The following is a 13,601-nucleotide window of genomic DNA, read 5'->3' as shown; positions in this document are numbered from 1 at the left end:
CAGCGGCCAGAATACATAGAGTACCCTGACCGCTGAAATGTCTACGTCTATCCTTACTTCTTACTGCTGCTACCTTCTTTTTTCACATCTTCCAGAGACTTAGTGAAATCCTCTCCAAGCCATTTAATGCTCAGCTTCGACAGCGTACCGTCGTCCTTCACTTCCTGAATGGCTTTGTCGAGGTCATCCGCCAACCCTTGCTCATTTTTGTTCAGTACATACAATACATCCGATTGAGTCAAAGGATCACCAACGGTTTTCAGAGCTACTTCTCCTTTTTCATCGGTGTTAAAACGGTTCGCAAAGTCTGTCGTAACGGTAGCATCTATACGGCCGCTCGTAATTTGTTGCACCGTATCATTGGCTGCACCACTCGTATAAACGATATTTAGGGCATCTCCGTGAGTTTTGTTATACTCTTTCAGCACATACGCCGCATTACTGGTTGGGCTGGTGAGTACCTTTTTCCCTTTCAAATCATCAATTGAATGAATGGTATTGTTATCCTTCGCTACAGCGACTCTGTTCAGAAAAATGCTATACGGATTTTTGTTGAACAGATACTTGGCCTCGCGCTCCGGGTTTTTTTCCATTTGATGCGATACCAGATCAATCTTGCCGGCATCGAGACTTAGCAGCAAATTTCCAAAGTCCATCGTTTTGAATTCAAATTCGTATTGAGGCAGGCGCTTGTCCAGCTCCTTAATCAGCTCCACATCAAAACCTGTTAAATTTCCGTTTTCGTCAATAAAGCATACATTTTTGAATTGAGTACCTGTGCCTACGATAATTTTCTTCACGTCTCCGCTTGAACCTGACGCGCTAGACGCGTTATCTGAGGAACCGCAGCCTGCCAACACCAGGATGATTGCCATAACAGACAATATTGCAAACCACTTTTTCATATGAATCCCCCTCATCTCTTTGTATATCAGCAGTTTGCGACATACATGGTAGCTACAACATCCAATAATTAATAATTCCTATAAGTTTAATTGGTTTTAGGATGTGATTAATTTAACACCTGGAAACCTATACGTCAATCCATCAAGCCATAGAACTTTTCTATAACAAAACAGCCCCCCGGAAACCTTCTGTCAGTGCATCTGCAAAATCCGAGGTCACTGCACAGTCTTCTTTGGTCGCTATTATACTAATCTGCATCGACACCCCAGCTACCTCTGGAACATGGACACGGAACAGTTTCTGATCTTTTACTTCACGGTTCACACAGACATCCGGCAAAAAGGCAATACCCGCTGCTTCCAATACCAGCTTTTTGGCCGTGACCACATTGTCTACCTGAAAAGCAATGTCCGGTGGCTGCTCCAGTGATTCAAAAGCGCGATGAATTCTCATCCAATCTAATGATCCGCATTCAAAAAACACCAGTGTTTCACGTTGAATATCCTGTATACTGGCCTTTCCTGTCTTCATAAACGGATGGCCGTCGTATACATACAGGGAAATCGGATCTTCATAAAAAGCAAGCGTACGGATAGCCGGATGCATCACTTTACGCACAAAACTAATGTCTACCTCACGGTTCAACAGTTTATGTACCAGTTGATCCGTCGTAGCCGTCACAATTTTGTAGTTAACCTCTGGATAACGGGCACGAAGTTGCTTTAATATTTCAGGAATGATGTAGTTCGACACCGATATCGTGCAACCAATTCGAATTTGCTGAGGGGCTTTCTTACGCTGTTGGAGCTTTTGTTTCCCTTTTTGCAGCACCTGAAGCATTTGCTCCGCATAAGGAAGAAACTTTCGTCCATCCTCCGTCAGAACCGTTTGCTTGCTTTGGCGGTCGAACAACTTGCATTCTAGCTCGCGCTCTAGCGTCTGAATCCGGGCTGTAACAGAGGGCTGGGACAAGAACAAGGCTTCTGCAGCCTTATTAAAGCTCCCATAATGATTCACGTATACAAAGGCTTCCATATTCTCGATATTCATACGCAAGTCCCCCAGTAAGTTTTATATACATTTATCCAATAAGTTAACTTGGTTTTTTTGTATCATAAAACTCACTGAACGACCTGTCAATGGAAATATTGAAAATATCTATAATTTTAATAGCTCATTTAGTTCTTTAACAGAACGTTCCAACCGTGCAACCAATTCTTCCGACAACCCGTATGCTCCATCTGGCAGACGTTCGACCCACTGATCCACTGCATACACCCCGCCAAGAATATGTCTTCCGCCCAGTGCATTAATAACCGGCTTCAAGGCATAGTCAATGACCAGCAGGTGAGCCAGTGTACCTCCGATAAATATAGGCAAGACAGGTTTCCCTCTTAGCCCCTCCTGCGGAACCAAATCCAGGAATATTTTCAATAGTCCTGAATAGGACGCCTTATAGACTGGAGAAGCCACAATAACGGCATCCGCTGCTGCAATCAATGCAAGTGATGCTGTGACGTCGGGGCTGTTAAAGTTAGCTGTGACCAGATCCTCCGCTGGCAAGTCGACCACATTCAGTAATGTGACCTCCGCTCCAGCCTGCTGCAACTGCTCCGTTGTATAGTTAATCAAGCCGTATAAACGGGATTGTGTAGACGGACTGCCTGATAGGATGACAACCTTGGACATATTTTTCCCTCCTTCTGTTATGCGTCAACCTTCACTTTGGATCTGGCTGCTGTATAGCGGTTCTCAGGAATAGGCACGCCCAGGTTTTCACGCAGTGTGCTAAATTCATAATCCTGACGGTAAATACCGCGTTCCTGCAAAATAGGCACAACCAGATTGACGAAGTCATGCAGACCCGATGGCACATCAGAACCAATAATGAATCCGTCTGCCCCTTTTCTTTCGAACCACTCCTGCACTTGATCCGCTACTTGCTCAGCGGTTCCGATAAAAGAGGTTCTCGGTGTAGCTGAACGCAATGCAACCTCGCGTAAGGTCAAATTTTGTTCCTTGGCTACTCGTTTAATTTTATCTGTACCGCTGCGGAACGCATTGCTGCCAATACCATCAAGCTCAGGGAATGGCTCATCCAGCGGATATTGTGAGAAATCATGATGATCGAAGAAACGTCCCAAATATTTTAACGCAGCCTCAATCGTCACCAGATTCGTGATCTCTTCATACTTACGTTCCGCTTCCTCCGTCGTGCTGCCAATAATCGGCGAAATGCCCGGCAAAATGACAATATCCTCTTCGGATCTACCATAACGTACCGCACGTTCTTTCACATCACGATAAAACTGCTGCGCTTCCTCTAACGTTTCATGTCCTGTAAATACAGCATCCGCTTCCTTGGCGGCCAGGTTTTTGCCATCCTCCGAGGAACCTGCCTGGAAAATAACCGGCTGTCCCTGCTTGGATCGTCCAATGTTCAGCGGACCCTGCACAGAGAAAAACTCGCCTTTATGGTTCAATGTATGCAGCTTTTCAGGATCAAAGAATACGCCGGCTTCCTTATCACGAACGAACGCATCCTCTTCCCACGAGTCCCACAGTCCTTTGGTAACCTGCAAATATTCCTCTGCAATTTTATAGCGCTGCGGATGCGACGGGTGCTCGCCTTTACTAAAGTTAAGGGCAGAGCCTTCCAGCGGGGAAGTCACCACATTCCAGCCTGCACGACCTCCGCTAATATGATCAATGGAAGAAAACTGGCGTGCTACCGTGAACGGTTCGCTATAGGAAGTCGACAGTGTGCCGACCAGTCCGATATGCTTCGTCACCCCAGCCAAAGCGGACAAAATCGTAATTGGTTCAAAACGGTTCAGAAAGTGGGGAATGGATTTTTCGTTAATGAACAGGCCATCTGCGATAAATACGAGGTCAAACTTTCCTTCCTCTGCCTTTTGCGCCTGCGTTTTATAAAATTCAAAGTTAACACTCGCATCCGCAGGTACTTCAGGGTGACGCCAAGTCGTCATGCTTCCCCCAACACCGTGAATAATCGCACCAAATTTAATTTGTCTATTCTTAGCCATAACCCTTCCACCTCTCTTGAAAATAATGATTTCCCGTCGGCTTATACCACTTGATTGTAACTTTCCAGCACTTTACCCAACTCTTCCAGATCCGGGTTGAGCAGTGCTTCATATTTGTTATCGCCGCCTACCTCGACGACAGGGACATAACGAATACCATATTTGATCTCCAGCACGTCACGCAGCGCATCATTTCCGTCCACTTGGATATTTTCATACGGCTGATTTTGGGATTCCAGGTACGATTTGATCTCTCCACAAAAATGACAGCCGGTTTTGCTCCACAATACAACTTTAGGTTTGGACGACATATACATACCTCCGTGAGCTTAATGTTTATAATCCCGATGAATTAAATAAGAATTATATTTATAATGTATCCTCCCCCCTCCTTTCCGTCAATCGTTTGTTCAATAGAGAATGATAATTCATCGATAGAAAATTTTAATTTTATATCGTATTTCATCGCTTATTGGCAGCTTGGTTATTAAAATTTAGGGGAATTGGAGTTTAAATGGGCCTTGACGCGGATATCCTTGGAATAGTAGCGCCCTTGTGGCGAAATGAAATGAGGTTGAGCAAATGCAGGATTGGGCCGAGGTTGCTATACGCACATTAATGGCTGTCGCTATATTATTTTTAATCACCAAAATTCTTGGAAAACGTCAGGTATCCCAGCTTTCCTTGTTCGAATATATAACAGGAATCACGATAGGTAACCTGGCTGCTACCATTCCTATGGAGCGTGAATCCACCTGGTACCTAGGCCTCATAGCCTTGTCAGTATGGGTACTGACAACACTTGGCATTGAATTTTTGCAAATTAAAAGCAAGAAAATCAGAGATATAACAGATGGAAAGACGACAATCCTGATCAAAGACGGCAAAATTTTAGAGGATAATATGAAAAAGGAACGGCTTACCCTGGATGAACTCATGGAACAGTTGCGGAGCAAAAATGCATTCAAGGTAGCAGACGTAGAATTTGCCATTATGGAGACCAGTGGTGCGATCAACGTGCTGCTGACCAAAGACAAGCAGGCCGTGACGCTTAAAGATCTCAATATGCTGCAGCTGCCGGAGAAGGAACCCACAGCCATTATTATGGATGGACAAGTTATGGAGCAGCAAATGGCATACATGGGAATTACGCAACAATGGCTGGATGCCAAGCTAAAGGAAAAGAGCCTAACGGTCAAAGATGTGTTTTTCGCACAGGTGGACCCGCAAGGGGAACTGTACATTGACCAATATAGTGATAATGTACAGCTAAGCAAGGTGCAGGATTCGAATCAAGCCGTGCTGACTTTGCTGGAACAATGCACAACGGAGTTGCAAAAACTCGCATCTGGTTCCAGTGAGCAACAAAGAAAACAGCTATATGAGCAATGCTCACAAAGCTTGAAAGAAGCTATACAGGAGATGCAGCCGGTAAATACATCTAAGTCCTGAGCACATACGCATATGCCATAAGAGTAGAAGCATGGGAACTAAAAAGGAGCGTCCTTCAGCCACTTATGGCTTTGAAGACGCTCCTTTTTAACTTACTGTGCCGGTGTACATTTCACAGTTGCTGCCTTTCATTACTTTCTGGCGCAGCGGCAGCATAACTGTAAATACCGTTCCTTCTCCCACCTTGCTGGATACAGAGATAGAGCCAGTATGCATCTCTGTTATTTTATAAGCAATGGACAGTCCCAAGCCACTGCCTCCTGCAGTTCGGGCCCGTGACTGGTCTGCTTTATAAAATCGTTCAAAAATGCGCTGCTGATCCTGTTCGTTGATACCCTGTCCCGTATCCGCAATGCAGATAACCGCCTGATCACCGTTACTTGAAAGAGAAACAGATATGCTTCCACCCTGCGGTGTAAATTTAATGGCATTGTGAAGAAGATTCACCCAAACCTGGCCCATCAGATCCTCGTCTGCGTTGACCTCAACTATATCCACCTCAACAGTCATCTCGATTTTTTTAGCCTCCCATTGCGGTTCGCAGGCGAGAATAAGCGAAATCAGCTGCTTGTCCAGCCGATAAAGGGACGGACGAAACGGATGCCGCTCCGAATCCAGAATCGCCAACTTCATGAGATTATCGCTTAGTTTGGATAGACGAATACACTCCGTCTCGATGATCGTCAAATACCGATCTCGTTGCTCACGATCCAGATTTTCGTCCTTGAGCGCTTTGGCGAATCCGATTATCGAGGTCAGCGGTGAGCCGATTTCATGGGATACGTTCGAAATAAACTCCTCCCGCAGCTTTTCCATAGCCTTTAAATTTGCAGCCATATCATTGATGCTGTCCACCAACTGTACATAAGGATGCGGCCTCCGATGTTTTCCGTTCCGCCCGCCGAGGTCCCAATCCAGGTTAATGTGAAAGTCTCCTTGCGAAATACGTTTTAAAGCATCGATCATTTCGGTAAAAGCGTGCTGTTCTCTAGGCTGGAAGAAACGCCTTACCGTCATACTGATAATACCGAAGAAGAAAAAGCCTAGCGTCGTATTCATAAGAAAGACGAACAAACCATGGGGAGCCCATGACATGTGCGAATAGATCGCCTCCATAATAAAGTACGCGGCAGCCCAGCTAAGATATAGCACCAATACTACCAGCAGGACTCTCGCAAGAATATGGAGTAACCCCGGTTCCCTCTTCATTGCCGTACCTCCAGCCGATAACCCAATCCCCGGATCGTACTGATCCGGAAGGAGTGGCTTGCCTCCGGAAATCGTTCCCGAAGGCGTTTGATATGGACATCAACCGTTCTTTCGTCTCCCTCATAATCATAACCCCAGATCTGTTCGATCAGCTGGTCGCGGGTAAAGGTTTTGCCAGGATAACTGGCCAGCTTGAAGAGCAGCTCAAATTCCTTGAGCGGCAGGGTAATCTCCTTCTCTCCAGCCCGACACTCAAATGTATCGCTGCGCAGGACAAGATCTCCGACAGTTACTGATTTTGAAGCCATGATACGATAACGTTTTAATAAAGCCTTCACACGTGCGACAAGCACCATGGGGTCGAATGGCTTGACAAGATAGTCGTCCGTTCCGAGCGCGAAACCTTTCACGATCTGTGACGTCTCGCCTTTAGCTGTAAGCATAAGCAGCGGCAGATCGGTTTGCTCTCGCAGCTTACGACACAGCTCCCAACCATCCATTCCCGGCATCATGATATCAAGAACAAGCAAATCGACCTTGATTTGATCAAAAATGCGCATCGCGTCCAAACCATCCACCGCCTCGACTACCTCCAGACCTTCCATTCTCAAAAAGTGTCCGACCAGTTCACGAATATGCGGATCATCATCAACGACCAATACACGCGTCATTTCAATCCCCCCTAACTAACTCTGCCTTAAATCTCTCGTCCTCGTCAAGAAGACTGCCATCTTATGCTTTACGCATATAAGCACGCACCGTAAGCGGCGCGAAGATCGCCACAATGACTGTAGCGCCAAGTAGGGAGATCGCCAGTTCCCCGCCAATCGTTCCCGTATTCGCAAGCTCTCTGACTGCGTTCACAAGATGTGAAATCGGGTTGGCGTTCACAAACCACTGCAGCCAACCAGGCATTGTGCCGACAGGCACAAATGCGTTGGAAACAAAAGTGAGCGGAAATAGAACAATCATGGAGATGCCCTGTACACTAGAAGCAGTGCGGGCAATCACGCCAAAGAAGGCAAAAATCCAGCTGACTGCCCAGGAACACACAATGACCAGAAGCGCGGCGATAGCGACACTCAGCAGTCCTCCCCCTGGCTGATACCCCAAAATATACCCCATGGCGAAGGTAAGTACAGTTGCAATAGTATACCGGATACTGTCAGCCAGAAGAGCTCCAGCCAAAGGCGCAATACGTGCGATTGGGAGTGACTTGAACCTGTCGAACACTCCTTTGTCCATATCCTCACGTAGTTGGACGCCGGTAACGACGGAGGTCGAGATCACAGTCTGCACGAGGATGCCTGGAATAATAACCGGCAAATAATGCTGTACGTCTCCTGAGATGGCGCCGCCAAAGATATAGGTAAACATAAGGGTAAAAATGATCGGCTGGAGCGTGACATCAAACAATTGTTCGGGAGTATGCCGGATCTTTAGAATGCCCCGGTAGGCCATCGTCATGGAATTGGAGAACGCCTGCCTGAAACTCACAGACTTCTTCAATGTGCGATCAGAACCTGTCATAGCAGTAGTACTCTTCATGCTCTCGCCCCCTCCACAGCATGCGCTCCTTGGGACGTCTGCTGCTTGTTTACTTGTGCTCCATGACCAGTGATGGATAAAAACACCTCGTCAAGCGTCGGCTTTTGCACACTCATCTCTGCTAGGCGAATCTCTCCAGTACGGAGGGCAATCAGCAGATCCGTTACCCGATCTGCATTGGCCATCGGAGAAATAATCTTTCCAGCTTCCACTGACACGCTGGACTTGACTGAAAGCACCTGTTCAACGATCTGAACAGCCCTCTCAATGTCCTGTTGATTTTGTACTTTGAGTTGCAGCGTCGACGCCCCTACTGCCGCTTTCAGTTCATCCACCGTACCCTCAGCGACTACCCGACCACGATCGATCACCGCGATTCGGTCAGCAAGTTGATCCGCCTCATCGAGATACTGGGTTGTGAGCAGTACGGTGGAACCGGTCTTGACCAGACGCCGGATCGTGTCCCACATCTGGACACGCGTGCGCGGGTCTAATCCGGTGGTCGGCTCATCCAGGAAGATTAGCGGCGGCTTGGCAATGAGACTTGCGGCCAAATCCAGCCGGCGGCGCATACCTCCAGAGAAATGCTTTAGCGGTCGTTTGGCCGCTTCGGCCAAGCCAAATTCCTCCAGCAGCTCCGCTGCCTTATGACGCGCCTCGGCACGTCCCAGTCCAAGTAGCCTGGAGAAGATGATCAGGTTCTCGGTAGCGCTAAGCGACTCATCGACCGATGCGTACTGGCCTGTCACCCCGATCAATTGACGCACAACCTGCGGTTCCTTTACTGCATCGTGCCCGAAGATACGGGCCGATCCCCTATCAGGTCGTAATAACGTTGACAGCATTCGGATGGTAGTCGTTTTGCCTGCTCCATTAGGACCGAGCACCCCGTAGATCGTGCCAGCACGTACATTCAAATCGACACCGTCAACTGCATGCTTATCACCAAAAGCTTTAACGAGTCCCCTTGCTTCAATGGCCAAGGTCTCTTTTCTGTCTGTATAATCCACATTCATATCCTCCCTATACGGTTTCTATAGAGAGGATAACCCACGTTTATGAACTGAATATGAATAGAACCGTTTACGTTTTCCAAAATTGATGATAATTTCTTTCTGATAGAGAAGCCAAAGAAGTCCCTATATGGGACTTCTTTGGCTTACTTCTTTGGCTTCATCTCATGGATGTCCTTTTAATGAATAATGGAAAACCTTTATTTCCAGATTCGGCTTCATGCTAAGCACTAACTTGGATATTGAACCTATTTACACTGTAAAAAAATAATCTCGTTCTACCTTGCTCACTCTTAAACCAAATGTTTTATACCATTCAGATTTCCCTTTTTCCTGCGCTACCTTGTGCAGCTTGTTATGTTTCCAATTTTTTATAGCGTCCAGAGACTCCCAATAGGAAACTGTAATGCCTACTCCATTGTGGTCACGAACACTTTCCACACCTAGAAAACCTGGCTGTTGGGCAGCCAGTTCCACCATTTTGTCTCCCATCACTCCGTACCCGCCATCTCCTTCCGTACGTTCAGAAGTAAAGATAGCCGCATAATAGGGCGGACGAGGAGTTTTAGCAATTGAGTTCATATGCCCCTCCTAAAACAAAATTAAATAACCTTTCTTTAATTTGATTATAATCATAAATATTAAATAAAAAAAATGAATATATCTGATATGATACATGAATATATTTCATAAAAAATAGGAGTGAACACGAATTTGTTTAAATATAAGATTTTTCTTTGCGTAGTTGAAATGGGAAGTTTCACAAAGGCCGGGGAAGTTTTAAATCTTACACAATCAGCAATCAGCCATGCGATCTCTGGACTGGAACATGAATTAGGGTTGACTCTTCTGATCCGAGGTCGTTCAGGCATCAGATTGACCAATAACGGGGAAAGATTAATGAAGCGATTTAGAGAGATCGTACAAATGGACGAAAAGCTCTACCAAGAGGTAGCTTTAATTAAAGGATTGGAAACCGGAACCGTAAAGATCGGCACATTTTCAAGCGTCTCTATTCATTGGCTGCCCCGTATTCTAAAAAAATTCAATGAGCAGTTTCCTCGTATTGAAATAAAACTGCTCGATGGGAACTACCATGAAATTGAGAGCTGGATAGTCAGTGGGGAAGCTGATTTCGGCTTTGTGAACCTACCCACGTTAGACGCATTAGAGGCATTGCCATTAAAAGAAGAAAGCATGCTTTGTCTACTTCCTTCCGATCATATTCTTGTAAAGCAAGCCTCAATTCGAATAGAACAGCTCAGAGATGAGCCTTTCATTATGCCTGTTGCAGGCTGTGACACGGATGTAAGAAATATTTTTTCACAGCATAATATGTCACCTAAAATCAAATATGAATTAGAAGATGACCATGCGATTATGGCTATGGTGCAGAATGGCCTAGGCGTGAGTATTCTTCCTGAAATGATCCTGTCTCACATTCCTTACGACATCTCTATTCGACCTTTGGACGAAAGGTATTCCCGTACTATCGGTATCGCTACCGCTTCCTTAAAAAATGTTTCTCCAGCCGCTAAAAAATGTATGGACTTTATTACTGAATGGATCAACTAGCTTCATCATGTCGGCCAAGGAAGCGGATTCTCAAAACTGGACCAGTCCATATCCATTTCGTTATCGTTCAGTAGGCATTCATCTAGCTCTTCTTCCAAGTCCGGTCGATTCATTTCGATACCTATCATGACGATTTCGTTCATGCGGTCGCCCCATTGTTCATCCCAATGGTCCAGAGCCTCAGGATCGGCTGCCACGATCTCCTGCCGTTCTTCTTCAGATAACGAAGCAAGCCAGCTTCCCGCAGGGCCAAATTGAATAGATGGTCCTGCCTGGCTAATACTCGCTGCCCAATCCTGCGGGGTTGCAATCCAGGCCAAACCTTTGGCGCGAACGACCTCCTCCGGCCAGTAGCTCATAAATTCAGCCAATCTCGCAGGATGAAATGGTCTTCTACGGCGATATACAAAGGAATTGATCCCATATTCGTCTGTTTCCGGTGTATGGCTTTCAAGCTCCAGCTCCCGAATCCATCCAGCGGATTGACTAGCTTTGTCAAAATTGAACAGCCCTGTATTCAAAATGTCCGAAGGAGCGACCTTTCCCTTAGAAGTTCGAATGATTCGGGCTTCAGGCTGTAATCTCCGCAGCACACCCTCCAGCTTGTCTAGCTCCACAGGCTGAACCAGATCGCACTTATTCAAAATCAATACATCACAGGCTTCAATCTGGTCAATCAGCAAGTCCGAGATATCACGCGTGTCCTCTTCACCAGTAGCCTGCCTACGATCCAGTAGCGTTTCTCCTGATTCAAAATCATGCCAGAAACGGTTCGCATCAACAACGGTCACCATGCAATCCAGTTTTGCCAGCGAAGCCAAATCAATGCCAGTTCCTTCATCGGCGTACGTAAAGGTTTGAGCAATTGGCACAGGTTCACTGATGCCTGTAGATTCGATTAAAATATAATCAAACTCGCCTTGTTCCGTCAGCTTCTTGACCTCCAGTAATAAATCTTCACGCAATGTGCAGCAAATACAACCATTAGACAACTGGACCAGTTTTTCTTCTGTTCTGGACAAGCCGCCCTCTTTTTTAACCAGCTCGGCATCTATATTCACTTCACTCATGTCATTGACGATGACTGCCACTTTCATTCCGTCTCGATTGTTTAATACATGATTCAAAATCGTTGTTTTTCCTGCACCCAAATATCCGCTCAACACTGTTACCGGTATTGGTTTCTTATTCATCGCTGGTACGCTCCCTTGAATATTAGCTTTTCATTCTCATAAATCGTAATAATTACTATTAACATCAACTTTCAGTAATATACAGCATCCCTTTTGCCTTGTCAACTGTGGAGAAACTCTTGAAATGAATAATCTATCCATTAAATAATCGTAAAATGATGGAAGTCTGTGCGGGACGATTGGATGCTTATCAACGTGTGCTCGGGATGACATTAGCCAGCTTACCCTTCTGGTTACTGCTTTCGTTATATGGAGTTTTCAGCGCGGGAATGCCAAGTAAGGAGCAGACGGTACAGTCCACCTTGGTGGCTGTGTTTTCAGGGGTGATCCACTCAGAGAATAATATCTAAAAATAATATCTAAAAAGATAGATCCCGTTTAGAACATATTTATTCTTGCCATGGTCGTTCAAGTGTGGATCAGGCACCAGAAAAAAGCAGCAGATCAAGAGGAAGCTCCTGATCTGCTGCTTTTTGCCGATTATTTCTCACAAAGAATGATGCTTTATGACGAGTACGAAGTATGATTACCAAGCGTAGGCTTCTGGCGCAGGTTTTCCCGGACCGGGGAAAATCTCATTCAGCTTGGCAAGCACATCTTCGCTCAATTTGACCTCAGGTACCCGTAGAGCATCCTCTAACTGTTCTAAGGTCCGTGGTCCGATAATTGGAGCCGTTACGGCCGGATGGGACAGTACCCAAGCCAGTGCAATCACGTCTTCCTTTTCACCCAGCTCGCGGGACAATGCTGCAAATTGCTCCAGCTTCGCACGATTCTGCTCCACCTTTTCACTGGCGCGTGCGCTGCGAGAACCAGTACCTGCTAACGCATTCCGTCCCAGCAGTCCGCCCGCCAGCGGGCTCCATGGAATCACACCCAGACCCAGCTCCTGAGCTGCCGGTAATACTTCAAGCTCAGCGGAACGTTCGTTCAGATTGTACAAATGCTGTTCGGATACAAGCCCCAGAAAACGTCGTGCCTTCGCTTCGGCCTGCGCCACCGCAATATGCCAGCCTGCAAAATTACTAGAACCGATATAATCAACCTGTCCGCGATCCACCACGGACTCGAATACGCCCCATAGTTCATCCCATGACACATTACGGTCAATGTGATGCATTTGATATAGCTCTACATGATCGGTTTGAAGACGTTTCAGCGACGCGTCCAAATGACGGCGAATTTTGTAAGCAGACAAGCCTGATCCTGCATTGGGTCCGTCATGTTCATTTTTCATATCTCCGTATACCTTCGTTGCCAACACGACTTTCTCGCGTCTTCCGCCGCCCTGCTGGAACCAACGTCCGATAATTTCCTCTGTCCAACCTTTACGATCATGGCCATATACATTAGCTGTATCAAAAAAGTTAATGCCTGCATCTAGTGCGGCATCCATAATTTTAAACGCATCCTTTTCTTCGGTTTCCGGTCCGAAATTCATCGTGCCCAGACATAACCGACTAACCTTCAAGCCTGACTTTCCTAAGTATGAATACTCCATACTATCTCCCGCCTTTGCCTAAGGATTTTAAAATTCCGCAAAATGACATGCCAAAAAAGACCATACTTCGTTTATTCACCAAATCAAACTCCTTTGAAACACCTCAAAATCAATTTAAAGGGATAGCGCATGCAAAAAAGCCCCACGCACCGCCGAA

14 protein-coding genes and 1 pseudogene are annotated in these 13,601 nt (G+C 46.1%); 3 read left to right on the top strand and 12 right to left on the bottom strand.

The features are described from left to right. Nucleotides 1–53 precede the first annotated feature (53 nt). The 5 genes from ACYCSE_RS20935 to ACYCSE_RS20915 form a co-directional block, all read right to left on the bottom strand. On the bottom strand, nucleotides 54–905 hold the full coding sequence (locus tag ACYCSE_RS20935) for a transporter substrate-binding domain-containing protein (protein WP_028542376.1): 852 nt from the start codon (nucleotides 903–905) through the stop codon (nucleotides 54–56). A 160-nt stretch (nucleotides 906–1,065) separates the two neighbouring features. Further along, a complete protein-coding gene (locus ACYCSE_RS20930; protein WP_459699685.1) occupies nucleotides 1,066–1,956 on the bottom strand; it encodes a LysR substrate-binding domain-containing protein in 891 nt (296 codons plus the stop codon). A gap of 108 nt (nucleotides 1,957–2,064) precedes the next feature. Then, nucleotides 2,065–2,595, bottom strand: a complete 531-nt coding sequence (gene ssuE, locus ACYCSE_RS20925) for an NADPH-dependent FMN reductase (RefSeq protein ID WP_459699683.1) — start codon at nucleotides 2,593–2,595, stop codon at nucleotides 2,065–2,067. A gap of 17 nt (nucleotides 2,596–2,612) precedes the next feature. Then, the gene (locus ACYCSE_RS20920; protein ID WP_235308207.1) at nucleotides 2,613–3,953 is read right to left on the bottom strand and encodes an LLM class flavin-dependent oxidoreductase; all 1,341 of its coding nucleotides are present in this window, start codon (nucleotides 3,951–3,953) and stop codon (nucleotides 2,613–2,615) included. A gap of 41 nt (nucleotides 3,954–3,994) precedes the next feature. Next, nucleotides 3,995–4,264, bottom strand: coding sequence for a glutaredoxin family protein (locus ACYCSE_RS20915; protein WP_440723061.1), 270 nt, complete (start codon nucleotides 4,262–4,264; stop codon nucleotides 3,995–3,997). A gap of 271 nt (nucleotides 4,265–4,535) precedes the next feature. Between ACYCSE_RS20915 and ACYCSE_RS20910 the strand changes: the two genes are divergently transcribed. Then, nucleotides 4,536–5,405, top strand: coding sequence for a DUF421 domain-containing protein (locus ACYCSE_RS20910; RefSeq protein ID WP_069291788.1), 870 nt, complete (start codon nucleotides 4,536–4,538; stop codon nucleotides 5,403–5,405). Nucleotides 5,406–5,492: 87 nt separating this feature from the next. Here ACYCSE_RS20910 and ACYCSE_RS20905 read toward each other — a convergent pair whose 3' ends face one another. From ACYCSE_RS20905 to ACYCSE_RS20885, 5 genes are all read right to left on the bottom strand, one after another. Next, on the bottom strand, nucleotides 5,493–6,614 hold the full coding sequence (locus ACYCSE_RS20905; RefSeq protein WP_459699680.1) for a sensor histidine kinase: 1,122 nt from the start codon (nucleotides 6,612–6,614) through the stop codon (nucleotides 5,493–5,495). Then, entirely contained in the window at nucleotides 6,611–7,285 is a 675-nt protein-coding gene (locus tag ACYCSE_RS20900; protein WP_254351340.1) for a response regulator transcription factor, read from the bottom strand. Before ACYCSE_RS20900 ends, ACYCSE_RS20905 begins: the two co-directional genes overlap by 4 nt. Nucleotides 7,286–7,346: 61 nt before the next feature. Continuing rightward, complete coding sequence (locus ACYCSE_RS20895; RefSeq protein WP_235308203.1) at nucleotides 7,347–8,162, bottom strand: ABC transporter permease; 816 nt, start codon at nucleotides 8,160–8,162, stop codon at nucleotides 7,347–7,349. Further along, nucleotides 8,159–9,178 carry an ATP-binding cassette domain-containing protein gene (locus ACYCSE_RS20890; RefSeq protein ID WP_235308202.1) on the bottom strand — a complete coding sequence of 340 codons (1,020 nt, stop codon included), beginning with the start codon at nucleotides 9,176–9,178 and terminating at the stop codon, nucleotides 8,159–8,161. The genes ACYCSE_RS20895 and ACYCSE_RS20890 overlap by 4 nt, the downstream gene beginning before the upstream one ends. A gap of 249 nt (nucleotides 9,179–9,427) precedes the next feature. Continuing rightward, a complete protein-coding gene (locus ACYCSE_RS20885) occupies nucleotides 9,428–9,757 on the bottom strand; it encodes an antibiotic biosynthesis monooxygenase family protein (RefSeq protein ID WP_459699677.1) in 330 nt (109 codons plus the stop codon). Between the two features lie 168 nt (nucleotides 9,758–9,925). On the opposite strand from ACYCSE_RS20885, the gene ACYCSE_RS20880 reads away from it, so the two are divergent. Then, the gene (locus ACYCSE_RS20880) at nucleotides 9,926–10,750 is read left to right on the top strand and encodes a LysR family transcriptional regulator (RefSeq protein WP_459702553.1); all 825 of its coding nucleotides are present in this window, start codon (nucleotides 9,926–9,928) and stop codon (nucleotides 10,748–10,750) included. Between the two features lie 5 nt (nucleotides 10,751–10,755). Here ACYCSE_RS20880 and ACYCSE_RS20875 read toward each other — a convergent pair whose 3' ends face one another. Continuing rightward, nucleotides 10,756–11,943 (bottom strand): GTP-binding protein, encoded by a 1,188-nt coding sequence (locus ACYCSE_RS20875; RefSeq protein WP_459699675.1) that lies wholly within the window; start codon nucleotides 11,941–11,943, stop codon nucleotides 10,756–10,758. A 134-nt stretch (nucleotides 11,944–12,077) separates the two neighbouring features. On the opposite strand from ACYCSE_RS20875, the pseudogene ACYCSE_RS20870 reads away from it, so the two are divergent. Next, a pseudogene (locus ACYCSE_RS20870) lies at nucleotides 12,078–12,272 on the top strand (multidrug resistance efflux transporter family protein); the annotation flags it as partial. A gap of 197 nt (nucleotides 12,273–12,469) precedes the next feature. Here the strand turns inward: ACYCSE_RS20870 and ACYCSE_RS20865 are convergent. Then, complete coding sequence (locus tag ACYCSE_RS20865; RefSeq protein WP_459699673.1) at nucleotides 12,470–13,444, bottom strand: aldo/keto reductase; 975 nt, start codon at nucleotides 13,442–13,444, stop codon at nucleotides 12,470–12,472. Between the last annotated feature and the right edge of the window lie 157 nt (nucleotides 13,445–13,601).

Source organism: Paenibacillus sp. SEL1, assembly GCF_054602535.1.
Note: the sequence above shows the minus strand (reverse complement) of the source record. Positions and strands in the feature narration are given on the sequence as shown.